Source organism: Frigoribacterium sp. CFBP 8754, from assembly GCF_014841815.1.
Lineage (GTDB): Bacteria > Actinomycetota > Actinomycetes > Actinomycetales > Microbacteriaceae > Frigoribacterium > Frigoribacterium endophyticum.
Window position 1 is genome coordinate 1,101,468 of the sequence record NZ_JACYUO010000001.1, and the last position, 26,460, is coordinate 1,127,927.

19 protein-coding genes and 1 pseudogene are annotated in these 26,460 nt (G+C 70.6%); 14 read left to right on the forward strand and 6 right to left on the reverse strand.

Annotation, left to right across the window (positions count from 1 at the left end):
• Nucleotides 1-15 precede the first annotated feature (15 nt).
• The 14 genes and pseudogenes from IFT72_RS05045 to IFT72_RS05110 all read left to right on the forward strand — a co-directional run.
• Nucleotides 16-1,692 (forward strand): annotated as a pseudogene (locus IFT72_RS05045) (DUF885 domain-containing protein); the annotation flags it as partial.
• A 190-nt stretch (nucleotides 1,693-1,882) separates the two neighbouring features.
• A complete protein-coding gene (rpsA, locus tag IFT72_RS05050) occupies nucleotides 1,883-3,328 on the forward strand; it encodes a 30S ribosomal protein S1 (protein ID WP_056054793.1) in 1,446 nt (481 codons plus the stop codon).
• Between the two features lie 110 nt (nucleotides 3,329-3,438).
• On the forward strand, nucleotides 3,439-4,089 hold the full coding sequence (gene coaE, locus IFT72_RS05055) for a dephospho-CoA kinase (protein WP_185232665.1): 651 nt from the start codon (nucleotides 3,439-3,441) through the stop codon (nucleotides 4,087-4,089).
• Between the two features lie 10 nt (nucleotides 4,090-4,099).
• Complete coding sequence (uvrB, locus tag IFT72_RS05060) at nucleotides 4,100-6,166, forward strand: excinuclease ABC subunit UvrB (protein ID WP_056054801.1); 2,067 nt, start codon at nucleotides 4,100-4,102, stop codon at nucleotides 6,164-6,166.
• A complete protein-coding gene (locus IFT72_RS05065; protein ID WP_185232667.1) occupies nucleotides 6,156-7,055 on the forward strand; it encodes an SDR family NAD(P)-dependent oxidoreductase in 900 nt (299 codons plus the stop codon). The genes uvrB and IFT72_RS05065 overlap by 11 nt, the downstream gene beginning before the upstream one ends.
• A gap of 58 nt (nucleotides 7,056-7,113) precedes the next feature.
• Nucleotides 7,114-10,074, forward strand: coding sequence for an excinuclease ABC subunit UvrA (uvrA, locus tag IFT72_RS05070; protein ID WP_192045701.1), 2,961 nt, complete (start codon nucleotides 7,114-7,116; stop codon nucleotides 10,072-10,074).
• The gene (gene uvrC / locus IFT72_RS05075; protein WP_192045702.1) at nucleotides 10,071-11,999 is read left to right on the forward strand and encodes an excinuclease ABC subunit UvrC; all 1,929 of its coding nucleotides are present in this window, start codon (nucleotides 10,071-10,073) and stop codon (nucleotides 11,997-11,999) included. Before uvrA ends, uvrC begins: the two co-directional genes overlap by 4 nt.
• A 44-nt stretch (nucleotides 12,000-12,043) precedes the next feature.
• Entirely contained in the window at nucleotides 12,044-12,925 is an 882-nt protein-coding gene (rapZ, locus tag IFT72_RS05080) for an RNase adapter RapZ (protein ID WP_056054810.1), read from the forward strand.
• Nucleotides 12,926-13,066: 141 nt separating this feature from the next.
• Nucleotides 13,067-14,047, forward strand: coding sequence for a DNA-binding protein WhiA (whiA, locus tag IFT72_RS05085; RefSeq protein ID WP_056054813.1), 981 nt, complete (start codon nucleotides 13,067-13,069; stop codon nucleotides 14,045-14,047).
• Nucleotides 14,048-14,209: 162 nt separating this feature from the next.
• Nucleotides 14,210-15,214: a type I glyceraldehyde-3-phosphate dehydrogenase gene (gene gap, locus IFT72_RS05090; RefSeq protein ID WP_056054816.1), complete on the forward strand. Its 1,005-nt coding sequence runs from the start codon at nucleotides 14,210-14,212 to the stop codon at nucleotides 15,212-15,214.
• Nucleotides 15,215-15,300: 86 nt separating this feature from the next.
• The gene (gene pgk / locus IFT72_RS05095; protein WP_056054818.1) at nucleotides 15,301-16,512 is read left to right on the forward strand and encodes a phosphoglycerate kinase; all 1,212 of its coding nucleotides are present in this window, start codon (nucleotides 15,301-15,303) and stop codon (nucleotides 16,510-16,512) included.
• The gene (tpiA, locus tag IFT72_RS05100; RefSeq protein WP_056054820.1) at nucleotides 16,506-17,294 is read left to right on the forward strand and encodes a triose-phosphate isomerase; all 789 of its coding nucleotides are present in this window, start codon (nucleotides 16,506-16,508) and stop codon (nucleotides 17,292-17,294) included. The genes pgk and tpiA overlap by 7 nt, the downstream gene beginning before the upstream one ends.
• A gap of 99 nt (nucleotides 17,295-17,393) precedes the next feature.
• Nucleotides 17,394-17,645, forward strand: coding sequence for a preprotein translocase subunit SecG (secG, locus tag IFT72_RS05105; protein WP_056054823.1), 252 nt, complete (start codon nucleotides 17,394-17,396; stop codon nucleotides 17,643-17,645).
• The gene (locus IFT72_RS05110; protein ID WP_056054826.1) at nucleotides 17,645-18,001 is read left to right on the forward strand and encodes an RNA polymerase-binding protein RbpA; all 357 of its coding nucleotides are present in this window, start codon (nucleotides 17,645-17,647) and stop codon (nucleotides 17,999-18,001) included. The genes secG and IFT72_RS05110 overlap by 1 nt, the downstream gene beginning before the upstream one ends.
• Nucleotides 18,002-18,161: 160 nt before the next feature.
• On the opposite strand, the gene pgl is transcribed toward IFT72_RS05110, so the two are convergent.
• From pgl to tkt, 6 genes are all read right to left on the reverse strand, one after another.
• Nucleotides 18,162-18,932, reverse strand: coding sequence for a 6-phosphogluconolactonase (gene pgl / locus IFT72_RS05115; protein WP_056054829.1), 771 nt, complete (start codon nucleotides 18,930-18,932; stop codon nucleotides 18,162-18,164).
• A 14-nt stretch (nucleotides 18,933-18,946) separates the two neighbouring features.
• Nucleotides 18,947-19,894 carry a glucose-6-phosphate dehydrogenase assembly protein OpcA gene (locus IFT72_RS05120; RefSeq protein WP_056054831.1) on the reverse strand — a complete coding sequence of 316 codons (948 nt, stop codon included), beginning with the start codon at nucleotides 19,892-19,894 and terminating at the stop codon, nucleotides 18,947-18,949.
• Complete coding sequence (gene zwf / locus IFT72_RS05125) at nucleotides 19,891-21,426, reverse strand: glucose-6-phosphate dehydrogenase (protein ID WP_056054834.1); 1,536 nt, start codon at nucleotides 21,424-21,426, stop codon at nucleotides 19,891-19,893. Before zwf ends, IFT72_RS05120 begins: the two co-directional genes overlap by 4 nt.
• A 74-nt stretch (nucleotides 21,427-21,500) precedes the next feature.
• Complete coding sequence (locus tag IFT72_RS05130) at nucleotides 21,501-23,096, reverse strand: glucose-6-phosphate isomerase (RefSeq protein WP_192045703.1); 1,596 nt, start codon at nucleotides 23,094-23,096, stop codon at nucleotides 21,501-21,503.
• Nucleotides 23,093-24,223, reverse strand: a complete 1,131-nt coding sequence (gene tal, locus IFT72_RS05135) for a transaldolase (RefSeq protein ID WP_167259197.1) — start codon at nucleotides 24,221-24,223, stop codon at nucleotides 23,093-23,095. Before tal ends, IFT72_RS05130 begins: the two co-directional genes overlap by 4 nt.
• Nucleotides 24,224-24,249: 26 nt before the next feature.
• On the reverse strand, nucleotides 24,250-26,343 hold the full coding sequence (gene tkt / locus IFT72_RS05140) for a transketolase (RefSeq protein WP_056054840.1): 2,094 nt from the start codon (nucleotides 26,341-26,343) through the stop codon (nucleotides 24,250-24,252).
• Nucleotides 26,344-26,460: the final 117 nt, after the last annotated feature.

Consider the following 26,460-nt stretch of genomic DNA (forward strand, 5'->3'; position numbering starts at 1 on the left):
CCGCCCCGGAGGGCNACGCCCCCCGCCCGCCGCGCGCCCACGCAGGTCGACGCCGTCGCCGAGGGCTGGGTCGACACGCTGGTCGACCTCGACCCGACCGTGGCGACCTGGATCGGGCGTGAGGGCCGGACGGGCGAGTACGGCGACTACTCGCCCCGGGGCCACGAGCGCCGCGTGGAGGCGGTCCGCGCGGCCCTCCGCGACCTCGAGGCGGCACCGGCGGTCGACGACGTCGACCTCGTGACGCGCGACGACCTCCGGAGCGAGCTGGAGCTCGACCTCGAGCAGGCCGAGCAGCGGCTCGAGCTGCGTGACCTGAACGTGATCGCGTCCCCCGCCCAGGGCATCCGTGAGGTCCTCGACCTCATGCCGACCGACAGCGCCGAGGAGTGGTCCGACGTGGCCTCGAGGCTCGCCGGGGTCGACCGTGCCGTGGCCCAGTACGTCGAGACGCTCCGGCTCGGGGTGCGGGAGGGCGTCGTCCCGGCCCGTCGCCAGGTCGAGGCCGTGGCGGAGCAGTGCGCGCGGATCGGCGATCCGGAAGGCTTCTTCACCGAGCTGACCGCGCGACCGGTCCTCGCCGACGGGAGCGGCGCCTCCGACGGGCTCGTCCGAGACCTGCAGGAGGGCGCGCGCTCGGCGGGCGCGGCCTACCTCGGCCTGCGGTCGTTCCTGCTCGACGAGCTGCTGCCCGCCGCGGGCGTCGACGACGCCGTGGGCCGGGACGCCTACGCCCTGCACTCGCGGCGCTTCCTCGGCGCGACGATCGACCTCGACGAGACCTACGAGTGGGGGCTCGACGAGCTCGCGCGGACGGCGGCCGAGCAGGAGGCGGTGGCCGGGCAGATCGAGCCGGGTGCCTCGGTGGCCCGGGCCATCGCCGTCCTCGACGAGGACCCCTCGCGGCAGCTCGAGGGCACCGACGCGCTCCAGCAGTGGATGCAGGGCCTCAGCGACCGTGCGGTGGCCGAGCTGGCGGGCACCCACTTCGACGTCCCGGAGCCCCTGCGCCGGCTGGAGTGCCGCATCGCGCCGACGAAGGACGGCGGCATCTACTACACGGGTCCGAGCGACGACTTCTCCCGGCCGGGCCGCATGTGGTGGTCGGTGCCCGAGGGCGTCACGCGGTTCAGCACCTGGCGTGAGACCACCACGGTCTTCCACGAGGGCGTCCCGGGCCACCACCTCCAGATCGGGCAGGCCGTCTGGGCCCGGGGCACGCTCAACACCTGGCGCCGTCAGCTCGCCGGCACCTCCGGCCACGCCGAGGGCTGGGCCCTCTACGCGGAGCGGCTGATGGACGAGCTCGGCCACCTCGCCGACCCGGGCGACCGCCTCGGCATGCTCGACGGGCAGCGGATGCGGGCGGCGCGCGTCGTCATCGACATCGGCGTGCACCTGGGCAAGACCGTCCCGGGCACGACGCAGCGGTGGGACCACGCCCACGCCCTGCGGTTCCTCACCGAGAACGTCTCGCTCGACGAGTCGTTCGTGAGGTTCGAGGTCGACCGGTACCTCGGCTGGCCCGGGCAGGCGCCCTCGTACAAGGTCGGGCAGCGCATCTGGGAGGAGCTGCGGGCCGAGCGGACGCGCCGCGCCGGGGGCTCCCTCGACGTCGTCGCCTTCCACCGCGAGGCGCTCCAGCTCGGGGGAGTGGGCCTCGACACGCTCCGACGCGCCCTCCTGCGCTGACAGGTGTCGGCCACCCGGGGGAGGCGCGGCGCGCGGGGCCTCGGTCGTTGCCGCGTGCCCGGGCACGGAGCTATGATGTGGAGGCGCTTCCTGCGCCGATCTGTCCGCCCGCCGTGGCCGACTCCCCCCGACGAGACACTCCTCGGGACGACCGCGGCCCGATCCATGCTTTCACTGGAGCACTAACTACATGACAACCGTAACGACCAAGGCACCCAAGCAGGTCGCCATCAACGACATCGGATCCGCTGATGACTTCCTGGCCGCGGTCGAGAAGACTCTGAAGTTCTTCAACGACGGCGACCTCATCGAGGGCACCGTCGTGAAGATCGACCGCGACGAGGTCCTCCTCGACGTCGGCTACAAGACCGAGGGCGTCATCCCCTCGCGCGAACTCTCGATCAAGCACGACGTCGACCCCACGGAGGTCGTCGAGGTCGGCGACACCGTCGAGGCCCTCGTCCTCCAGAAGGAGGACAAGGAAGGCCGTCTGATCCTGTCCAAGAAGCGCGCTCAGTACGAGCGTGCCTGGGGCGACGTCGAGAAGATCAAGGACGCCGACGGCGTCGTCACCGGAACGGTCATCGAGGTCGTCAAGGGCGGCCTCATCGTCGACATCGGACTCCGGGGCTTCCTCCCCGCGTCGCTCATCGAGCTGCGCCGCGTCCGCGACCTCACGCCCTACCTGGGCCAGGAGATCGAGGCGAAGATCCTCGAGCTCGACAAGAACCGCAACAACGTGGTCCTGTCGCGCCGTGCGCTCCTCGAGCAGACGCAGTCCGAGAGCCGCACCACCTTCCTCAACAACCTCCACAAGGGCCAGGTCCGCAAGGGCGTCGTCTCGTCGATCGTCAACTTCGGCGCCTTCGTCGACCTGGGCGGCGTGGACGGCCTCGTGCACGTCTCCGAGCTCAGCTGGAAGCACATCGAGCACGCCAGCGAGGTCGTCGAGGTCGGTCAGGAAGTCACCGTCGAGATCCTCGAGGTCGACCTCGACCGTGAGCGCGTGTCGCTCTCGCTCAAGGCGACTCAGGAGGACCCGTGGCAGGTCTTCGCCCGCACGCATGCCATCGGCCAGGTCGCGCCCGGCAAGGTCACGAAGCTCGTGCCGTTCGGTGCGTTCGTCCGCGTGGCCGACGGCATCGAGGGCCTCGTGCACATCTCCGAGCTGTCGGCGAAGCACGTCGAGCTGGCCGAGCAGGTCGTCGCCGTCGGCGACGAGGTGTTCGTCAAGGTCATCGACATCGACCTCGACCGCCGTCGCATCTCGCTGAGCCTCAAGCAGGCCAACGAGGGCGTCGACCCCGAGGGCACCGAGTTCGACCCGGCGCTCTACGGCATGCTCACCGAGTACGACGAGCAGGGCAACTACAAGTACCCCGAGGGCTTCGACCCGGAGACCAACGAGTGGCGCGAGGGCTTCGAGACCCAGCGCGAGAAGTGGGAGCAGGACTACGCTGCCGCCCAGGCTCGCTGGGAGGCCCACAAGAAGCAGGTCGCGGCGTCGCTCGCCGAGGAGACCACCTTCGACGTGCCGTCCGGTTCGACGTTCTCGAGCGAGTCGGCCGGCGCCGGCACGCTCGCCGACGACGAGTCGCTCGCCGCTCTGCGCGAGAAGCTGTCGAACAACAACTAGTCACGCCGCACCTGACGGTGCAGCAGACCTGACCACGAGGCGGTCCCCGAGAGGGGGCCGCCTCGCGGCGTTCCCGGGCTCGCCGGTGCCTCACCGGGTAGCCTCGGCGGATGTTCGTCTGTGGGCTGACCGGGGGCATCGCCGCCGGCAAGAGCGTCGTGTCCCGTCGTCTCGCGGAGCGGGGCGCGGCCGTGGTCGACGCCGACCTCCTCGCCCGCGAGGTGGTCGAGCCCGGCACCCCCGGCCTCGCCGCGATCGCGGAGAGGTTCGGCGGCGGCGTCCTGGCTGCCGACGGCAGCCTGGACCGTCCGGCCCTCGGGGCCCTGGTGTTCTCGGACCCGGGGGCTCGCCGTGACCTCGAGGCGATCACCCACCCCGCCGTCCGGGAGCTCTCTCGCCGGCGCATGGCCGAGGCGGTGGCCGACGACCCCGCCCGAGTCGTCGTCTACGACGTCCCCCTGCTCGTCGAGACGCGGGGAGCAGGGGAGTTCGACGTCGTCGTCGTGGTCCACGCCCCTGCCGAGGACCGCGTCGCCCGGCTCGTGCAGCTCCGCGGGATGCCCGAGCAGGAGGCGCGGCGCCGGGTGGCGGCGCAGGCGGGCGACGACGAGAGGCTCGCCGTCGCCGACCTGGTCGTCGACTCCTCGGGGTCGCTGGAGCAGACCCTGCAGCAGGCCGACGCCGTGCTCGACCGGCTCCGTTCGCTGTCAGCGGCGAAGGCGGGGGCCGCCCCCGGGCCGTCTGTCGGTGGCGACTCGTAGACTCGGAGGCATGGAACCGACCCGAAGTGTCCGCCCGTTCGAGGTCGTCAGCGAGTACGAACCGAGCGGCGACCAGCCCGCGGCCATCGCCGAGCTGGCGGGTCGCATCAACGCCGGTGAGACCGACGTCGTCCTGCTCGGCGCGACCGGCACGGGCAAGTCCGCCACCACCGCGTGGCTCGTCGAGCAGGTGCAGCGTCCGACGCTCGTGCTCGCCCACAACAAGACCCTCGCGGCCCAGCTCGCCAACGAGTTCCGCGAGATGTTCCCGCACAACGCGGTCGAGTACTTCGTCTCGTACTACGACTACTACCAGCCCGAGGCCTACGTCCCGCAGACCGACACCTTCATCGAGAAGGACAGCTCGATCAACGCCGAGGTCGAGCGGCTCCGCCACTCGACCACGAACTCCCTGCTCAGCCGCCGCGACGTCATCGTCGTCAGCACCGTGTCGTGCATCTACGGCCTCGGCACCCCGGAGGGCTACCTCGAGGCCATGATCGCGCTCCAGGTGGGCCAGCGCATCGACCGTGAGACGCTGATCCGCCGCTTCGTCTCGATGCAGTACCAGCGCAACGACATCGACTTCTCGCGGGGCAACTTCCGCGTGCGCGGCGACACCATCGAGATCATCCCGATGTACGAGGAGCTCGCCATCCGCATCGAGATGTTCGGCGACGAGATCGAGGCGCTGTACGCCCTGCACCCGCTCACCGGTGACGTCGTCAAGACCCTCGACGCCGTCTCGGTGTTCCCCGGCTCGCACTACGTCGCGGGCACCGACGTCATGCACCGAGCGATCGGCACCATCAAGGAGGAGCTGGCGGGTCGGCTCGCCGAGCTCGACCAGCAGGGCAAGCTGCTCGAGTCCCAGCGCCTGCGGATGCGGACGACGTTCGACCTCGAGATGATGGAGCAGATCGGCTTCTGCAACGGCATCGAGAACTACTCTGCGCACATCGACGGTCGCGGTCCGGGGGAGGCGCCACACTGCCTCCTCGACTACTTCCCGGACGACCTCCTGGTCGTCATCGACGAGTCGCACGTCACCGTGCCGCAGATCGGTGCCATGTACGAGGGCGACGCCTCGCGCAAGCGCACGCTGGTCGACCACGGCTTCCGCCTGCCCAGCGCGCTCGACAACCGGCCCCTGAAGTTCGAGGAGTTCCTCGACCGGGTCGGCCAGAAGGTCTACCTCTCCGCGACGCCGGGCAAGTACGAGCTCGGCATCACCGACAGCGTCGTCGAGCAGATCATCCGCCCGACCGGCCTCATCGACCCCGAGATCGTCGTCAAGCCGTCCGAGGGCCAGATCGACGACCTCCTGGAGGAGATCCGCACCCGGACGGAGCGCGACGAGCGCGTCCTCGTCACCACGCTGACGAAGAAGATGGCAGAGGAGCTCACCGACTTCCTCACCGAGGCCGGGGTCCGGGTCCGGTACCTCCACTCCGACGTCGACACCCTGCGTCGCGTCGAGCTCCTCACCGAGCTGCGTCAGGGCGTCTACGACGTCCTCGTCGGCATCAACCTGCTCCGTGAGGGGCTCGACCTGCCCGAGGTCTCCCTGGTCGCGATCCTCGACGCCGACAAAGAGGGGTTCCTCCGGTCGTCGACCTCGCTGATCCAGACCATCGGCCGTGCAGCCCGCAACGTCTCCGGCCAGGTGCACATGTACGCCGACGTCATGACCGCCTCCATGAAGCAGGCCCTCGAAGAGACCGATCGACGTCGCGACAAGCAGATCGCTTACAACACCGAGCACGGCATCGACCCGCAGCCGCTCCGCAAGAAGATCGCGGACATCACGGCGGCGCTGGCTCGGGAGGGCGCCGACACGGCGGCCCTCCTCGCCGGGCGCGACGGCAAGAAGCGGTCTCCCACCCCGAACCTCAGGCGCGAGGGCAAGGGCGCGGCGGCGGCCAACGGCATCGAGTCGATCATCGCCGACCTCAACGAGCAGATGCTCCAGGCCGCGGCCGAGCTGAAGTTCGAGCTGGCCGGGCGGCTCCGCGACGAGGTCGCCGACCTCAAGAAGGACCTGCGACAGATGGAGGCGGCGGGCCATGTCCGCTGACCGCCTCCGAGTCGTCGTCACGGGTGCGACCGCGGGGCTGGGCTACTTCGCCGCCGAGCGCCTGGCCGCCCAGGGGCACCGGGTCGTCCTCGCCGCCCGTGACCCGGAACGCGCCGTCCGCGCGGCGGACGCCGTCCGTGAGCGCGTCGCGGGGGCGGACGTCGAGACGGTCGACCTCGACCTCGCCGACCTCTCCTCCGTGCGCTCGGGGGCGGACGCCCTCGCCGCAGGCGGCCCCGTGGACGTCCTGCTCGCCAACGCGGGCGTCGTGGGCCAGCGGCGACGCCAGACGACGGCCGACGGCTTCGAGCTGCAGTTCGGCACGAACCACCTCGGCCACTTCGCCCTCGTCTCGCACCTGATGCCCGCGCTCGACGCAGCTCAGGCCGGCCGCGTCGTCCACCTCGGCAGCATCAGCCACCGGTGGGTGCGACTCGACCTCGACGACCCGATGATGGTGTCGAGCTACTCGAGCTACGTGGCCTACGCGCGGTCGAAGCTCGCCGTCATGTCGTTCGGCTTCGAGCTCGACCGTCGGCTCCGTGCCGCGGGGTCGAGCGTCACGAGCGTCGTGGCGCACCCGGGCTTCGCCTGGGAGAGCCTCAGCGATCCCCGCCCGCCCGTCGTCGAGCCCCGCCGCCCGCCGGCCGTGGTCACCTCCATGATGCACACCTTCTCGCAGGGCAAGGAGGTGGGGGCCGAGCCGCTCGTCCACGCCGCCACGGCCCCCGACGTCGTCGGAGGGGAATACTGGGGTCCGGCCGGCTGGTTCCAGCTGACCGGGGCGCCGGCCAGGGTCCCCGCGAAGCGGCACGCCCGCGACCCCCAGGCGGCCGAGCGGCTCTGGGCCGTCTCCGCCGGCCTCACCAAGACCCACCCCGCCCTGTGACGCAGGGCACGTCCTCCCACGGAGCAGGCCGACCGGCAGTGTCGGTGGTCTCCGTAGAATGGTAAGAGTGTCAATCTCTCCCGTAGATGGTTCCTCCGTGCTCAGCGTGCGCGGCGCCCGAGTCCACAACCTCGACAACGTCGACCTCGAGATCCCGAGAGACAGCCTCGTGGTCTTCACCGGCCTCTCCGGCTCAGGCAAGTCGTCGCTCGCGTTCGACACGATCTTCGCCGAGGGCCAGCGCCGCTACGTCGAGTCCCTCTCGGCGTACGCCCGGCAGTTCCTCGGCCAGGTCGACCGCCCCGACGTCGACTTCATCGAGGGCCTCAGCCCCGCGGTGTCCATCGACCAGAAGTCGACGAACCGCAACCCGAGGTCCACGGTCGGCACGATCACCGAGATCTACGACTACATGCGCCTGCTCTGGGCCCGGATCGGCATCGCGCACTGCGCGGTCTGCGGCGAGAAGATCAGCCGGCAGACCGTCCAGCAGATCGCCGACCAGCTGATGACCCTCGAGACGGGCACGCGCTTCCAGGTCCTGAGCCCCGTCGTCTCGAAGAAGAAGGGCGAGTTCGTCGACCTCTTCGCCGAGCTCGCGGCCGCGGGCTACTCCCGCGCGATCGTCGACGGAGAGCAGGTCCAGCTGTCCGCGCCCCCCGCCCTCAAGAAGCAGGTCAAGCACGACATCTCCGTCGTGGTCGACCGGCTCGTCGCCTCGCCCGAGGGCCTGACGCGCCTCACCGACTCGCTCGAGACGGCCCTCCGCCTCACCGACGGCCTGGTCACGGTCGACTTCGTCGACACCGACGCGGGCGCGGCGGGCAAGTACCGCACCTTCTCGGAGAAGCTCTCCTGCCCGAACGGCCACCCCGTGCAGCTGACCGAGGTGGAGCCGCGCACCTTCTCGTTCAACGCTCCCTTCGGGGCCTGCCCGGAGTGCTCGGGCATCGGCACCCGCATGTCGGTCGACACCGACCTCGTGCTGGGCGACCCCGAGCTGAGCCTGGCCGAGGGCGTCATCCTGCCCTGGACCAACTCGGGCAAGGGCCTCTACAACTACTTCCAGAAGCTCCTCGAGGGCCTGGCGATCGACCTCGACTTCAGCCTGCGCACGCCCTGGAAGGACCTGCCCGAGCGCATCCGCGAGGCCGTGCTCCAGGGCAACGACTTCGAGGTCACCGTGAAGTGGAAGAACCGCTTCGGCCGTGAGATGAAGTACTCGACGGGCTTCGAGGGCGTGATGCCCTACATCGAGCGCAAGTACGCCGAGGCGGAGACGGACAGCCAGCGCCAGCGCTACTCCGAGTACCTCCGCGAGATCCCGTGCACCGTCTGTGGCGGCAAGCGCCTCAAGCCGGAGGTGCTGGCGGTCACCGTGGCCGACCAGAGCATCGCCGACGTCGCCGACCTCAGCCTCGCCGACGCCTTCGCCTTCATGAACGGCCTCACCCTGACTCCGCGCGAGGCACGGATCGCGGCCCAGGTGCTCCGCGAGATCCGCGTGCGGCTCGAGTTCCTCCTCGAGGTCGGCCTCACGTACCTCTCCCTCGCCCGCTCGGCGGGCTCCCTCTCGGGCGGCGAGGCGCAGCGCATCCGGCTCGCGACGCAGATCGGCTCAGGCCTCACCGGCGTGCTCTACGTCCTCGACGAGCCCAGCATCGGCCTCCACCAGCGCGACAACCGGCGGCTCATCGACACGCTCGTCAAGCTGAAGGACCTCGGCAACACGCTCATCGTCGTCGAGCACGACGAAGACACCATCAAGACCGCCGACTGGGTGGTCGACATCGGTCCGGGCGCCGGGGTCAACGGCGGCCACGTGGTTCACTCCGGCAGCTACGAGGACCTCCTCGAGAACCGCGAGTCCTACACCGGCGACTACCTCTCCGGCCGCCGCTCGATCGAGACGCCGACGAGCCGTCGCCCCGTCGACCCCGACCGGGTCATCACGGTCGTGGGCGCCAAGGCGAACAACCTTAAGAACGTGACCGTCGAGTTCCCGCTCGGCGCGTTCGTCGCGGTCACCGGCGTCAGCGGCTCCGGCAAGTCGACGCTCGTCAACGACATCCTCTACAAGGTCATGGCCAACAGGCTCAACGGCGCCCGCCAGATCCCCGGCAAGCACCTCCGGGTCACGGGCCTCGAGGCCCTCGACAAGGTCGTGCACGTCGACCAGGCGCCCATCGGTCGCACCCCCCGGTCGAACCCGGCCACCTACACGGGCGTCTTCGACCGCATCCGCAACCTCTTCGCCGAGACGGTCGAGGCCAAGACGCGGGGCTACCTGCCGGGCCGCTTCAGCTTCAACGTCAAGGGCGGCCGCTGCGAGAACTGCGCCGGCGACGGCACGATCAAGATCGAGATGAACTTCCTGCCCGACGTGTACGTCGCGTGCGAGGTCTGCGGCGGTGCCCGCTACAACCGCGACACGCTCGCCGTCCACTACAAGGGCAAGAACATCTCCGAGGTGCTCGACATGCCGATCAGCGAGGCGGCGGTCTTCTTCGAGCCCATCTCGGCGATCTCGCGCTACATGAAGACCCTCGTCGACGTCGGCCTCGGCTACGTCCGCCTCGGCCAGAGCGCGACGACCCTCAGCGGCGGCGAGGCGCAGCGCGTGAAGCTCGCCACCGAGCTGCAGAAGCGCTCCAACGGCCGCAGCGTCTACGTGCTCGACGAGCCGACGACCGGCCTCCACTTCGAGGACGTCCGCAAGCTGCTCCTCGTGCTCAACGGCCTGGTCGAGAAGGGCAACACCGTCATCACGATCGAGCACAACCTCGACGTGATCAAGTCGGCCGACTGGCTCATCGACATGGGCCCCGAGGGCGGGGCGGGCGGCGGCTCCGTGCTGGCCACCGGCACGCCGGAGCACCTCGCGACGGTGCCGGAGAGCCACACGGGGGTGTTCCTCGCCGAGATCCTCGAGCAGGGCCACGCCGCACCCGGCCCCGCCGCCGCCAAGCGGCGCCAGGGAGCGGCCGCACGTCGCCGGGAGGCCGTCGAGGCCCGATGAGCAACACCGTCTCCTGGCGCCCCCCGGCGGGCGAGATCCCGACCGACCCCGGGGTCTACCGGTGGCGGGACGAGCGCGGCCGCGTCCTGTACGTGGGCAAGGCCAAGAACCTCCGTGCTCGTCTCAGCAACTACTTCGCTCCGCTGCCGACCCTGCACGAGCGCACCCGGCGCATGGTGCTCACCGCGCGGTCGGTGGAGTGGACGGTCGTCGGCAGCGACATCGAGGCGCTGCAGCTCGAGTACACGTGGATCAAGGAGTTCGACCCGCCCTTCAACGTCAAGTTCCGCGACGACAAGACGTACCCGTTCATGGCGGTGACCCTGGGCGACGAGGCGCCGCGGGTCATGGTGACGCGCAACCCCAAGATCAGGGGCGCGAAGTACTTCGGCCCCTACCCCAAGATCTGGGCCGTCCACGACACCATCGACCAGATGATCAAGGTCTTCCCGATCCGCACCTGCTCCGACAGCAGCTACAAGAAGGCGATGCAGACCGGCAAGCCCTGCTTCCCGGGCCAGATCGGGCGCTGCGGCGGGCCGTGCTCGCACCGGGTCTCGATCGAGGAGCACCGCGTCATCGTCGACGAGTTCGTCAAGTTCATGGGCAGCTACGACAAGCGCGTCATCGCCGACAAGCAGAAGGCCATGAAGACCGCGGCCCTCGAGCAGCGCTACGAGGACGCCGCCCGGTACCGCGACCAGGTGCAGGCCCTCGAGGCCGTGCTCGACAAGTCCGCCGTCGTTCTCCGCGACTCCGCCGACCTCGACCTGTACGCCCTGGCAGAGGACGAGCTCGCCGCCGCCGTCCAGCTCTTCACCGTCCGCGGCGGCCGCATCCGGGGCTCGCGGGGCTGGGTCGTCGACAAGGAGATCGACATCTCCTCCGGCGACCTCGTCGAGCAGGTCCTCCAAGGCAGCTACCCGGCCGGGGCCGAGGTGCCCCGCGAGATCGTCGTCAGCGCCGTGCCCGACGACGTCGAGGCCCTCGAGGCCGTGCTCGGCGACGTCCGAGGCCGAGGGCGCGTGCAGGTGCGGTCGGCCCAGCGGGGGGAGAAGGCCGCGCTCATGCAGACGGCCATGCTCAACGCGCAGCAGTCGCTGATGCTGTACAAGACGCGACGGAGCGCCGACTTCGCCACGAGGTCGACCGCCCTGGCGGACATCCAGGAGGCGCTGGGCATGACCGAGGCGCCGCTGCGGATGGAGTGCTACGACGTCTCGCACCTCTCGGGCACCAACATCGTCGCGTCGATGGTGGTCTTCGAGGACGGCCTCCCGCGGAAGGACCAGTACCGCCGCTTCAGCATCCCGCAGTCCACCGACGACACCGAGTCGATCTACCAGACGCTCAGCCGCCGGCTGGCCCGCCTCGACGACGAGCTCGCCCCGGTGGAGGAGGTCGGCGAGCAGCGCAAGCGCTTCGCCTACCGTCCGAACCTCCTCATCGTCGACGGTGGCCAGCCCCAGGTGGCCGCCGCTCGCCGTGCCCTGGACGACGCCGGCGTGACCGACATCGCCCTCTGCGGCATCGCGAAGCGGCTCGAGGAGATCTGGCTGCCCGACGACGACTTCCCCGTCATCCTGCCCCGCAACTCCGACGCCCTGTTCCTCATCCAGCGCATCCGAGACGAGGCGCACCGGTTCGCCATCACGTTCCAGCGCCAGCGCCGGAAGCGCGATGTTGCGACGCAGCTCGCGGAGATCCCCGGCCTCGGGCCCGCCCGCGTGGCGGGGCTGCTCAAGCACTTCGGCTCCGTCAAGCGACTCAAGCAGGCCGACGTGGACGAGATCTCGTCCATCCGGGGGATCGGTCCGACCCTCGCGGCGGCCGTCGTCGCGCGGCTCGGGTCGACGAGCGACGCCGAGGTCGCCGAGGCCGACGAGGCACGCCCCGAGCCGGACCAGGCCACCTCGGCCGTCTAGGATCACACCCACCCCGTGCCGACACGATCGAAGGTCACCTCCCCATGAGCGACGCGTCAGAACAGCAAGAGGTCCTCATCGTCTCCGGCATGTCCGGGGCCGGTCGCTCGACCGTCGGCAACGCCCTGGAGGACCTGGGCTGGTACGTCGTCGACAACCTGCCCGCCCAGATGCTCCGACCGCTGCTCGACCTCGCCGAGCGTGCGGGGGACTCCCTCCCGAAGATCGCCGCCGTCGTCGACGTCCGGGGCGGGCGCCTCTTCTCCGAGGCCCAGGAGGCGGTGCGCACGCTCCGCGAGAGCATGCCCAGCAAGGTGCGGGTCCTCTTCCTCGACGCGACCGACGCCGTGCTCGTGCGTCGGTTCGAGCAGGTCCGCCGGCCGCACCCGCTCCAGGGCGACGGCACGCTGCTGGACGGGATCCTCGCCGAGCGGGCCCGGATGGAGGAGCTGCGGGAGACGAGCGACGTGATCATCGACACGTCCGAGCTCAACATCCACCAGCTCGCGACGGCCGTGACGGAGCGCTTCGCCGAGTCCGAGCGACCCGGCGTGCAGGTGACCGTCCTCAGCTTCGGCTTCAAGTACGGCCTGCCCGCGGACGCCGACAGCGTGGGCGACGCGCGATTCCTCCCCAACCCGTTCTGGGTGCCCGAGCTCCGCTCGCAGAACGGTCTCGACGAGCCGGTCACGAGCTACGTGATGGCGCAGGACGGCGCCCGCGAGTTCGTCGACTCCTTCGCGGCGGCCCTCCGCCCGGTGCTCGCCGGCTATCAGCGCGAGAACAAGAGACACGCTACGATCGCCATTGGCTGCACGGGCGGCAAGCACCGATCGGTCACCCTCGTGGGCGAACTGGCTGCGATCCTGCGTGACCTCCCCGGCGTCGCCGTCAGCGTGAAGCACCGCGACCTCGGTCGTGAGTGAGCCGGCGTCCGCACCGACGGGCACCGGCCGTCCGTCCGACCTGACGGCGTCGCCACCAGCCCGACACCCCTCGACGACCGAGCCCCGGAGGCACGCCCCCGTGGCCTCGTCGACCATCGACAGAGACAAGGACCCGCACCTGTGGCACAGACCGCCGACGTCAAAGAAGAGCTCGCCAAGGTCGAGGTGACCCGCACGACCGTGCGCGCCGCCGAGGTGGCGACGATCCTGCGGTTCGCCGGCGGGCTGCACGTCATCTCGGGGCGCATCGCGGTGGAGGCCGAGCTCGACAGCCCTGCCATCGCCCGTCGGGTCCGCAAGGACCTCGCCGAGCTCTACGGCGCCCGGAGCGACGTCTCGATGATCGGGGCCTCCGGTGCCCGGCGCACGGCGCACTACCTCGTGCGCGTCCACGAGGCGGGCGAGACGCTCGCCCGGCAGACCGGCCTGATGGACCAGCGTCGTCGTCCCGTCCGCGGGCTGCCGAACCGGCTGACGACGGGGTCGCGCGACGACCTGGCCGCGATCTGGCGCGGAGCCTTCCTCGCCCAGGGGTCGTTGACCGACCCCGGGCGCTCCGCCTCGCTCGAGGTGGTCTGCCCCGGCAACGAGGCCGCGATGGCCCTCGTCGGCGCGGCGGGTCGGCTCGGCGTGCCCGCGAAGGCCCGCGAGGTCCGGGGGGTGCACCGCGTCCTCGTCCGTGACGGCGAGGCGATCAGCGCCATGCTCGCCGTCATGGGAGCCCACAAGAGCGTGGGGGAGTGGGAGGAGATGCGCCAGCGCCGCGAGGTGCGTGCCACCGCCAACCGCCTGGTCAACTTCGACGACGCCAACCTGCGGCGCTCCGCCGAGGCCGCCGTGGCCGCCTGCGCCCGTGTTGAGCGCGCCATGCAGCTCCTCGGCGACGACATCCCCGAGCACCTCGCCTACGCGGGCCGCCTGCGCCTCGCCCACCGCGACGCCAGCCTCGACGAGCTCGGCCACCACGCCGACCCGCCGATGACGAAGGACGCCGTCGCCGGCCGCATCCGTCGCCTCCTGGCCATGGCCGACAAGAAGGCCTCCGACCTCGGGGTCGCCGGCACGGAGGCCAGCCTGCCCTCCGACCTCGACCTCCGCTAGGGGCACGGCCGGGGCACGTCTCATCACGACGCACACGCACCCCCGGCTGGTACTGTGACAAACGGTCCGGCTCCCCGACCGCACTGGTCTGAGAGCCCTCCGAGGGCCTGGTCGCCCGCCCCCTCCACGCGTCCCCGTGACGCCTGATCAACAGGAGTTCCCTTGACCGTCAAGATCGGCATCAACGGCTTCGGTCGCATCGGCCGCAACTACTTCCGCGCAGCGCTCGCCAAGGGCGCCGACATCGAGATCGTCGCCGTCAACGACCTCACCGACAACGCGGCCCTCGCGCACCTCCTCAAGTTCGACTCGATCACGGGCCGCCTCGACGCCACGGTCGAGCTCGACGGCGACTCGATCGTCGTCGACGGCAAGCCGATCAAGGTCCTCGCCGAGCGCGACCCCGCGAACCTCCCCTGGGGCGAGCTGGGCGTCGACATCGTCATCGAGTCGACCGGTTTCTTCACCAAGGCAGAAGACGCGCGCAAGCACATCACCGCCGGTGCCAAGAAGGTCCTGATCTCCGCGCCCGCCACGGGCGACGACGCGACCATCGTGCTGGGCGTCAACGAGGGCATCTACGACCCCGCCTCGCACCACATCATCTCGAACGCCTCCTGCACCACGAACAGCCTGGCGCCGCTGATGAAGGTGTTCCTCGACAACTTCGGCGTCGAGCGCGGCCTGATGACGACTGTGCACGCGTACACCGCCGACCAGAACCTCCAGGACGGCCCCCACAAGGACCCGCGTCGCGCCCGCGCCGCGGCCGTCAACATCGTCCCCACCTCGACGGGTGCGGCCAAGGCCATCGGCCTGGTCATCCCCGAGCTCGCCGGCAAGCTCGACGGCTACGCGCTGCGGGTCCCGGTGCCGACCGGCTCGATCACCGACGTCACCCTCGAGACCTCGACCCCCGTCACGGTCGAGCAGATCAACGCCGCCTACAAGGCCGCTGCCGAGGGCGAGCTGAAGGGCATCCTGGCCTACTCGGAGGACCCGCTGGTCTCCAGCGACATCACCACCGACCCGCACTCGTCGATCTACGACTCGGGCCTGACGAAGGTCATCGGCAACATGGTGAAGATCACGTCGTGGTACGACAACGAGTGGGGCTACTCGAACCGCCTCGTCGACCTCACCGAGTACGTGGCCGACCGCCTCTAGCCGGTCAGCGAACACCCCCAGCACGAACCCCCCGGAGGCGGTCAGGCACGAGCCTGACCGCCTCCGTCGCAGAGAAGAGAACGAGAATGACCCTCCGTACCCTCGATCAGCTCGGAGACCTGGGCGGGAGGCGCGTCATCGTCCGGTGCGACCTCAACGTCCCCCTCGCGGACGGCGAGATCACCGACGACGGCCGCGTCCGCGCGTCGCTGCAGACCCTGAACCAGCTCCTCGACCAGGGAGCACGAGTCGTCGTCATCTCCCACCTGGGCCGACCCGACGGTCAGCCGGTCGAGAAGTACAGCCTCCGGCCCGTGGCCCAGCGGCTCAGCGAGCTGCTCGGCAAGAGCGTCGGCTTCGTCGCCCAGACGGTCGGCGACGACGCCACCGCCGCGGTCGACCAGCTCGAGGACGGTCAGGTGACCGTCCTCGAGAACCTCCGCTTCAGCGCCGCCGAGACGTCGAAGGACGCGGGGGAGCGCCGCGCGTTCGCGGAGCAGCTCGCTCAGCTGGGCGACGTCTTCGTCTCCGACGGCTTCGGCGTCGTGCACCGCGAGCAGGCCAGCGTCTACGAGCTCCCGCAGCTGCTGCCGAGCGCCGCGGGCACGCTCATCTCCGCCGAGCTCGAGGTCCTGGAGCGCCTGACCGAGAAGCCCGAACGCCCCTACGCCGTCGTCCTCGGAGGCTCGAAGGTCAGCGACAAGCTCGGCGTGATCGAGCACCTCCTGCCCCGCGTCGACTCGCTCCTCATCGGTGGAGGCATGCTCTTCACCTTCCTGGCCGCCCAGGGGCACCCGGTCGGCAAGAGCCTCCTGGAGGCCGACCAGCTCGACCGCGTCCGCGGCTACGTCGCCGAGGCGCAGGAGCGCGGGGTCCGCCTCGTGCTGCCCACCGACGTCGTCGTCGCCTCGGCCTTCGCCGCCGACGCCGAGCACACCACGGTCGCCGTGGACGGCATCGAGTCGTCCGAGCTCGGCCCGGAGGCCCTCGGGCTCGACATCGGGCCCGACACCGCGGCGGCCTTCGCGGAGATCATCTCCTCGTCGTCGACGGTCTTCTGGAACGGCCCCATGGGCGTCTTCGAGTTCGACGCCTTCGCCACGGGCACCCGCGTCGTCGCGCAGGCGCTGACGGAGGTGGACGGGCTGGCCGTCGTCGGCGGAGGCGACTCCGCCTCCGCGGTGCGCTCCCTCGGCTTCACGGACGACCAGTTCGGACACATCTCCACCGGTGGTGGAGCCAGCCTCGAGTTCCTCGAGGGCAAGAAGCTCCCCGGACTGGAGGTCCTCGGATGGTGACCACGCGCACGCCCCTCATCGCCGGCAACTGGAAGATGAACCTCGATCACCTGCAGGCGATCGCCTTCGTCCAGAAGCTCGCCTGGAGCCTCAAGGACGCCAAGCACGACTTCTCCTCGGTCGAGGCGGTCGTCTTCCCGCCCGCGACAGACCTCCGCAGCGTGCAGACGCTGCTCGACGCCGACAAGCTCGAGCTGGGCCTCGGCGCCCAGGACCTCTCGAGCCACGACTCCGGCGCCTACACCGGCGAGATCTCCGGGGCGTTCCTGCGGGCCCTCGACGTGCAGTACGTGCTCGTGGGGCACTCGGAGCGTCGCACCCTCCACGCCGAGGGCGACGACGTCGTCGCGAGCAAGGTCGCGGCGGCCCACCGCCACGGCCTCGTGCCGATGATCTGCGTCGGCGAGACCGCGGCCGACCTGGAGGAGCACGGTCCGAGCGCGGTCCCCGTGGCCCAGCTCCGCGCCTCTCTGGCGGAGGTCCCCGCCGACGCCGAGATCGTCGTCGCCTACGAGCCGGTCTGGGCCATCGGCTCCGGTCAGGCTGCGACGCCCGAGCAGGCGCAGCAGGTCTGCGCCGCCCTGCGCCAGGCGCTCGTCGAGATCGCCGGCCCCGACCGGGCCGCCTCGACGCGCGTCCTCTACGGCGGCTCCGTGAAGTCGACCAACATCGCGTCGTTCCTGCGGGAGCCCGACGTCGACGGCGCCCTGGTCGGCGGAGCCAGCCTCGACGTCTCGGAGTTCACGAGCATCGTCCGCTTCCGCTCGCACGTCGGCGTCTGACGGGACGTCGGGTTCGGCAGCCCGCCCGCGCGGGCGAGCCGCCGGACCCGACGCTCCGGTTATACTCGTCTACGGTCTCACCGCATCGAAAGGCGTTCCGTGGAAATTCTCCAGGTCATCCTGCAGGTGTTGCTCGGCATCACGAGCCTCCTGCTGACCCTGCTCATCCTGCTGCACCGCGGTCGCGGCGGCGGTCTCTCCGACATGTTCGGCGGCGGTGTCACGAGCAACCTCGGGGCGTCCGGCGTCGCCGAGCGCAACCTGAACAGGATCACCGTGTTCCTCGGCCTGGTGTGGATCACCTGCATCGTCGTCCTCGGCCTCATCACCAAGTTCTCGGCGGTGAGCTGATGGCCTCCGGCGGCAGCGCGATCCGTGGCTCCCGCGTCGGTGCGGGCCCCATGGGCGAACAGGACCGCGGCTTCCACGCCGAGCGAGTCACCATCTCCTACTGGGACGCCCTCGGCAACGAGGTCGTCCGTCACTTCGCGGCCAACGTGCCCGACGACGAGATCCCCGAGACCGTCGACTCGCCGTCCACGGGCCTCCCCGCCGGTCGCGACAAGGAGAACCCGCCGACCGTCGCCAAGCTCGAGCCCTACAAGACGCACCTCGCCTACGTGAAGGAGCGTCGCACCGAGGAGGAAGCCGCTCAGCTCCTCGAGGAGGCGCTGCAGCAGCTGCGCGTCCGCCGCGGCAAGGCCTGACCCACCAGCGATACCACGACGAAGCCCCCTGTCCGGTCGGACAGGGGGCTTCGTCGTGGTCCGCGCCTCCCCGGCGGCGGGCGCCACGCCCCGACGAGGAGCGGACGCGACGACGCCCCGCCCCCCGCGAGGAGGGACGGGGCGTCGGCCGTGTTCCGTGTCAGTACGTGGAGGCGATGAGGTTCTCGGGCACCTCGGCGGCGGCGTCGCGGTCGACGAAGAAGACCGTGCGCTTCCGGCCCTTGACCCCGGCGACGGGCACCTGGTCTGCGCCGGCGCCGGCGAGGGCGAGCCCCAGCGACGAGGCCTTCTCGGCCCCGGCGAGGATCATCCAGACGCGCTGCGACTCGTTGATGACCGGCAGGCTCAGCGTGAGCCGCACGGGCGGGGGCTTGGGGGAATCCTCGACGACCAGGACCGTGGGCTCCGTCATCCGCACCTGGGGTGCGTCGGGGAAGAGCGACGCGACGTGGCCGTCGGGGCCGACGCCGAGCAGGGTGATGTCGAAGCGCGGAGCGAGGTCGTCAGCCTGAGCGTGCTCGTGCAGCTCTCGGCGGTACAGCTCCGCGGCGGCCTCGACGTCGGCTGCGTCGCCGACGGCGGCGAACCGGTGCACGTTCTCGGGCAGCAGCCCGATGTGGTCGAGCAGGTCGATGCCGGCCTGGTGGTCGTTGCGGTCGGGGTGCCCCGCCTCGACCCACCGCTCGTCGGCCCACCAGATCGAGACCTTCGACCAGTCGACGCTGTCGCGGGCCGGCGACGCGTTGATGGCGGCGAGCACGAGGGTGCTCACCGAACCTCCGCTGACCACGACCGAGGCGTAGTTCTGCTCTTCGATCACGTCGATGATCTTGGTGATGAACCGCGCGGCCACCGAGGCGCCCAGCGATTCCTTGTCAGGGTGAACCAGCACCCGGCGTTCGTTCGTCACAGTGTCAGTCTGCCCTAGTTGCTCTCGACGGGGACGTCCAGCAGACGGACCCCGTTCCTCACGACGTTCCCGAAGAGGTCGTCGGCGTCGAGTCTACGGAGTTCCTCGGCGAGGCAGTCACGGAGCGACCGGCGTGGCAGCGAGAGGTCGTGCGTCGGCTGGCCGGGCTGTGTCAGCGTCGCCACGTCGACGACGGAGCGCTCCAGCTCGATGACGCCGGAGTCGCGGACGAGACGCACGCCGTGGATGCCGCTCGAGCCGGTGGCGCCGATCGTCTCGTCGCCCTCGACGGTCACCTGGAGCTGCAGGCGCAGCCACGCCGCGAGCAGCACGGTCGAGGGGGAGTCGGGCGCGCCGCTCACCTGGACTCCGATGACGGGCTCGTAGGGCGGCTGGTCCAGCACGGCGGCGAGCTGAGCGCGCCACAGCGTGAGCCGCGTCCAGGCGAAGTCCGTGTCGCCGGGGGCGTAGGAGCCGCCGAGGTCGATGATCGACCGTCGAGGGTCGGGCTGGCTGGCCGCGTCGGTGATGCGCCGCTGCGCGATGCGCCCCAGCGCCGACTCCGACACGACGTCCGGGTGCTCACGGGGCCACCACACCACGACGGGCGCGTCGGGCAGGAGGAGGCCCGTCACGAGGCCCTCCTCGTCGCTCGCGGTGTCGCCGTAGGCGCGCAGGAGGATGACCTCGCTGGCCCCGGCGTCGCCGCCCACGCGGATCTGCGCGTCGAGGCGCGCGTCGTCGGTGGTCTCCTCGCGGGACGTGGAGATGACGATGACGCGCATCGGGTGCTCGCGGGAGGCCTCGTTGGCCGCCTCGATGGCCTCTTCCTCCTCGCCGAGGTGGGTCGAGATGATGAGGGTCAGCACACGGCCGAGAGCGACCGCACCGCCCTCCTCGCGGATCTTGACCAGCTTCTTCTGGACGCGGCTGATGGTGCTGTCGGGCAGGTCGACGATCACGGACGCCTCCAGGTTCGGCCGTCACGGGCCATCAGGTCATCGGCGGACTGGGGGCCCCAGGTGCCGGGGCGGTACTGCTCGGGCTGGCCCTGGGTCGCCCAGAACTCCTCGATCGGGTCGAGGATGCGCCAGGAGAGCTCGACCTCCTCGTGACGGGGGAAGAGCGGGGGATCGCCGAGCAGCACGTCGAGGATGAGTCGCTCGTACGCTTCGGGGCTCGCCTCGGTGAACGCGTGGCCGTAGCCGAAGTCCATCGTGACGTCGCGCACCTGGGTCCCGATGCCGGGCACCTTCGAGCCGAAGCGGAGGGTCACTCCCTCGTCGGGCTGGACGCGGATGACGAGGGCGTTCTGGCCGAGCGAGGTCTGCGTCCCGAAGATGTTCTCGGGGACCTGCTTGAAGACGACGGCGATCTCGGTGACGCGACGGCCGAGGCGCTTCCCGGCCCGGAGGTAGAACGGCACGCCCGCCCACCGCCGGGTCGCGATCTCGAGCTTGACCGCCGCGAAGGTCTCGGTGACGCTCTCGGGGTTCATGCCCTCCTCGTCGAGGAAGCCGAGGACCTTCTCACCGCCCTGCCATCCGCCGGAGTACTGGCCCCGCGCTGTGCCGGCCGCGATGTCCTCCGGGATGCGGACGGCCGAGAGGACCTTCTCCTTCTCGGCACGGAGGTGCGAGGCCTCGAACGTGACGGGCTCCTCCATCGCGGTGAGCGCGAGGAGCTGCAGGAGGTGGTTCTGGATGACGTCGCGCGCGGCGCCGATGCCGTCGTAGTAGCCGGCCCGACCGCCGACGCCGATGTCCTCGGCCATGGTGATCTGCACGTGGTCGACGTAGTTCGAGTTCCAGAGGGGCTCGTACATCTGGTTGGCGAAGCGCAGGGTCAGGAGGTTCTGCACCGTCTCCTTGCCCAGGTAGTGGTCGATCCTGAAGACCGAGTCGGGGTCGAAGACGCTCTCGACGACGGCGTTCAGCTCGCGGGCGGTCCTGAGGTCGCTGCCGAAGGGCTTCTCGATGACGACACGGCGCCAGGCACCGTCCTTCTCCTCCGCCAGGCCGGAGTTGCGCAGCTGCTCCGTGACCATCGGGAAGGCCTTGGGCGGGATCGACAGGTAGAACGCGTGGTTGCCCATCGTGCCCCGCTCACGGTCGAGCTCCTCGATGGTGTCCTTGAGCCGCGTGAAGGCCTCGGCGTCGTCGAAGACGCCCTGGACGAAGCGGAACCCCTCCTTGAGCTGACGCCAGACGTCCTCGTCGAAGGGGGTGCGCGCGTACTGCTTCACAGCCTCGTAGACGACCTGCTCGAAGTCCTGGCCCTCCCATTCGCGACGGGCGAAGCCGACCAGCGCGAAGCCCGGGGGCAGGAGGCCCCGGTTGGCGAGGTCGTAGACGGCGGGCATCAGCTTCTTGCGGGAGAGGTCTCCCGTGACCCCGAAGATGATGAGTCCGCTGGGGCCCGCGATGCGAGCCAGACGGCGGTCGGAGGGCAACCTCAGCGGGTTGGACTCCGGCGTGATCTCCACCGGTGACATCTGTCTCTCGTTCCTTGGTGATCGTGGTGTGCGTGCCGCTGACGGTGGGCGGGCGCCGCGGCGCCCGCCCACCGTCAGCGGAGGGCGCCCCGCAGCGCGGGGAGCAGGGCCGACGGGTCGTCGACCGTGAGGGTGAGCACCGGCCGTCCGTGGGCGGCCAACACCTCCGCGTCCCCCGCCGCCTGCGCGTGGAGGAGCTCGCCGAAGGTGAAGGGCGCGCCGGGCACGGCGAGGTCGTCCTCGGTGCCCTGGACGATCTGGAGGAAGACCCCCGTCGCCGGACCGCCCTTGTGGTACTGGCCCGTCGAGTGGAGGAAGCGGGGCCCCCAGCCGAAGGTCGTCGGCCGCTCGGCGCGCTCGGCGGTCCACTCGCGGAGCGCGAGCAGGTCAGCGTGCGCGTGGCGGTCGACGTAGGCCTGGATCGCGACGTAGCCGTCCGCCGGCAGCTCCGCGAGCAGGGCGGCGACGGCGGACTCGAGCGAGCCACCGACGACGAGCCCCGACGAGGCACGCACGGCGACCCCGCCCGAGACGAACGCGGGGGGCACGGTCTCGGGCCGAGCGGTGAGCAGCTCCCGGGTGGCCTCCTTCGCCGACTCGACGTCGGGCTGGTCGAAGGGGTCGATGCCCAGGAGACGACCCGCGACGGCGACGGCGTACTGCCAGAGCAGGAAGTGGCCGCCCAGCGACGCGGAGACTTCGACCTCGCCCTCGGCCACGTCGAAGGTCTCCAGCTCGTCCGCCACGAGGCGGATGATCTGGACGTCGGCGAGGTCGCCCCGGACCTCGCGACCACCAGGGCCGACGACGACGGGGAGGAGGCCGCGACCGCGCTTGCCCGTCGACTCGGCGAGGAGCTGCTCGGCCCAGTCGGCGAGCCCGACGATGTGCGTCCCGTCGGCGACAAGCGCGATCTTGTCGCGGAGGGGAGAGGTGCCGGCGAGCACCGCGCCGAGTACGAGGCCCGGGTTGGTCTCGTCGTCCTGCGCCAGCTCGACCGAGACCGCACCGGCCTCGGACAGCAGCGACCGGACGTCGGCGCCGGCGAGACCGGCCGGGACGAGGCCGAAGGCCGTGAGGGCGGAGAAGCGACCGCCCACCGTGGGGTCGGCCAGGAACACGCGGTGCCCGGCCTCGCGGGCCCGGGCCTCCAGGGGAGACCCCGGGTCGGTGACGACGACGATGCGTTCCGTCGCGTCGAGGCCTGCCGCGTCGAACGCGGCGGTCCAGGCACGGAGGTGCGCGTCGGTCTCCACCGTCGAGCCGGACTTCGACGACACCACGAGGACGGTGCGGTCGAGACGATCGCCCAGGGCCCGTCGTACCTGCCCCGGTTCCGTGGCGTCGACCACCGTGAGCTCGACGCCCGCGGTCCGGGCGATCACCTCGGGAGCGAGGGAGGAGCCACCCATGCCCGAGAGGACGACATGGTCGAGACCACGAGCGCGGAGCTCCTCACGGAGCGACTCGATCTCGGCCAGGAGCGGCGTCGAGACGGCGACGGCCTCGGTCCAGCCGAGGCGCCGCGCCGCCTCGGGCTCCGCCTCGGGCCCCCACAGGGTGGGGACCTGAGCCGTGATGCCCGAGGCGACGAGGTCGCCGACCAGCTGCGGGACGACCCGCTCGACCGCGGCCGCGGCGTCGCCGCGGACAGCGATCGAGATGGTCACTCGGCGGAGCCGGCCGTCGGGACGGCTGCCTCGAGGGCAGCGCTGACGGTGTCGAGCAGCTCGTTCCAGGAGACGATGAACTTCTCGACGCCCTCCTTCTCGAGCAGCTCGGTGACCTCGTCGTACGAGACGCCCTGGGCCGCGATCGCGTCCATGACCTCGTTCGCCGAGGCGTACGACGACGAGATCGTGTCGCCACGGATCTCGCCGTGGTCGAACGTCGCCTCGAGCGTCTTCTCCGGCATGGTGTTGACGACGTCCTGCGCGACGAGCTCGACGACGTAGGTGGTGTCGAGGACGGCCGGGTCCTTGACGCCGGTCGACGCCCAGAGCGGACGCTGCTTGTTGGCGCCGGCGGCGAGCAGGCCCGCGGCACGCTCGGTCGCGAAGGCCTGGGTGTACACCTCGTAGGCCAGCTGGGCGTTCGCGACGCCCGCCTTGCCCTTGAGGGCCGTGGCCTCGTCGGTGCCGACGGCGTCGAGGCGCTTGTCGATCTCGGTGTCGACACGCGACACGAAGAAGGACGCCACCGAGTGGATCTCGCTGATGTCGATGCCGGCGGCCTTGGCCTGCTCGAGACCGGTGAGGTAGGCGTTGATGACGGCGCGGTAGCGCTCGAGGCTGAAGATCAGCGTGACGTTGACGCTGATGCCCTGCGCGATGACGGCGGTGATGGCCTCGAGGCCCTCGACGGTCGCCGGGATCTTGATGAGCGCGTTGGGGCGACCGACCTTGGCGGCGAGCTTGATCGCCTGGTCGACGGTGCCCTTCGCGTCGTGGGCCAGGCCCGGCTCGACCTCGATCGACACGCGGCCGTCGAAGCCGTTCGTCGTGTCGTAGATCTCGCGGAAGATGTCGCTCGCGCGGGTGACGTCGTCCGTCGTGATCTCGAAGACGGCGTCGGTCACGCTGACGCCGGTCTTGGCGAGGAGGGCGACCTGGTCGTCGTAGGCCTCGCCCTTGGCGAGGGCCGAGGCGAAGATCGTCGGGTTGGTCGTGACGCCCACGACGTTGCGCTCGGCGATGAGCTTCTGCAGCCCGCCCGAGTTGATGCGCTCACGCGAGAGGTCGTCGAGCCAGATGCTGACGCCGGCGGCGGAGAGCTGTGCGGTGTTCGAATCGGTCATGTCGTTCTTCTCTTTTCTGCCGGCGCTCAGAGAGCGGCCAGCGAGTCCTTGGCGGCGGCGACGGCGGCTTCGGTGGTGATGCCGAACTCGCGGTAGAGCGTCTTGTAGTCGGCCGAGGCACCGAAGTGCTCGATCGACACGCTGCGACCGGCGTCGCCGACGATGCCGCGCCACGGCATGGCCACACCGGCCTCGATCGAGACGCGGGCCTTGACGGCCGCGGGGAGCACGGCCTCCTTGTACGCGGCGTCCTGCTCGTCGAACCACTCGAGGCTCGGAGCCGAGACGACGCGGGCGTTCACGCCCTCGCCACGGAGGACCTCACGGGCCTCGACGGCGATCTGGACCTCGGAGCCGGTCGCGATGAGGATCACGTCGGGCGTGCCGCCCGGGGCCTCGGCGAGCACGTAGGCGCCCTTGGCGACGTTGGCGGCGGAGGCGAAGGTCTCGCCCTCCGCGTCGCCGGTGCCGCGCTCGAAGACCGGCAGGTTCTGACGGCTCAGCGCCAGGCCGGCGGGGCCACTGTGGCGGTCGAGGATGGTCTTCCAGGCCCACGCGGTCTCGTTGGCGTCGGCGGGGCGGACCACGTCGAAGTCGGGGATCGCGCGGAGGGCGGCGAGCTGCTCGATCGGCTGGTGGGTCGGGCCGTCCTCGCCGAGGGCCACGGAGTCGTGGGTCCAGACGTAGGTGACGGGCGACTTCATCAGCGCGGCGAGACGCACGGCGGGGCGCATGTAGTCGCTGAAGATGAGGAAGGTGCCGCCGAACACGCGCGTGTTGCCGTGCAGGGCGATGCCGTTCATGATCGAGCCCATGGCGTGCTCGCGGATGCCGAAGTGCAGGACGCGGCCGTAGGGGTTGCCCTGCCACTCGTGGGTGGACCACTCGGTGGGGACGAACGAGCCGCCGCCCGCGATGGTCGTCAGGTTCGACTCGGCGAGGTCGGCCGAGCCGCCCCAGAACTCGGGGACGACGCCGGCGATGGCGTTGATCACCTTGCCGGAGGCGGCACGCGTCGACACCTCCTTGTCGGCGGGGAAGACCGGGAGGGCCTCGTCGAGCCCCTCGGGCAGCTCGCCCGTGAGGACGCGGTCGAGGAGGACCTTCTTCTCGGGGTTGGCCGTGGCCCACGCGTCGAAGGAGGTGCGCCACTCGGCGTGCTGCGCCTGGCCACGCTCGACGGCGCCGCGGGTGTGCTCGAGCACGGCGGGGTCGACGTCGAAGGTCTTCTCCGGGTCGAAGCCCAGGACCTCCTTCAGGCCCGCGAGCTCCTCGGCGCCGAGCGCCGAGCCGTGGATCTTGCCGGAGTTCTGCTTCTTGGGCGAGGGCCAGCCGATGATGGTCTTGAGGACGATCAGCGAAGGCTTGCTCGTCTCGGCCTTGGCGGCCTCGATCGCCTCGAAGAGGGCGGCGACGTCCTCGACGTACTCGCCGGTCTTCTTCCAGTCGACGACCTGGACCTGCCAGTCGTAGGCCTCGTAGCGCTTCTGGACGTCCTCCGTGAAGGCGATGTTCGTGTCGTCCTCGATGGAGATCTGGTTGCTGTCGTAGATCACGACGAGGTTGCCGAGCTGCTGGTGGCCGGCGAGCGAGGAGGCCTCGCTGGTGACGCCCTCCTGCAGGTCGCCGTCACCGGCGATGACGTAGACGAAGTGGTCGAACGGCGAGGTGCCGACGGCGGCCTCGGGGTCGAAGAGGCCGCGCTCGAAGCGGGCGGCGTACGCCATGCCCACGGCGGAGGCGAGGCCCTGGCCCAGGGGACCGGTCGTGATCTCGACGCCGTCGGTGTGGCCGTACTCGGGGTGGCCGGGGGTCTTGCTGCCCCAGGTGCGGAGCGCCTTGAGGTCGTCGAGCTCGAGGCCGTAGCCGCCCAGGTAGAACTGCACGTACTGGGTCAGCGAGCTGTGGCCCACCGAGAGCACGAAGCGGTCGCGACCGATCCACTCGCTGTCGCTCGGGTCACGACGCATGACCTTCTGGAAGAGGAGGTACGCGGCGGGCGCGAGGCTCATCGCCGTGCCGGGGTGGCCGTTGCCGACCTTCTCCACGGCGTCGGCCGCGAGCACGCGGACGGTGTCGACGGCCTTGTTGTCGATGGATTCCCATTGCAGATCTGCCACTGGAAGTTGACCCTTCTTGTTGCGAACTGCGCGGGGTCGATGCGGACCCGCGCGGACATGCGCCTGCCGAGACGTCGTCGGCTGCGGCCGCACGTTCACAACGATGTGGAGATCAGG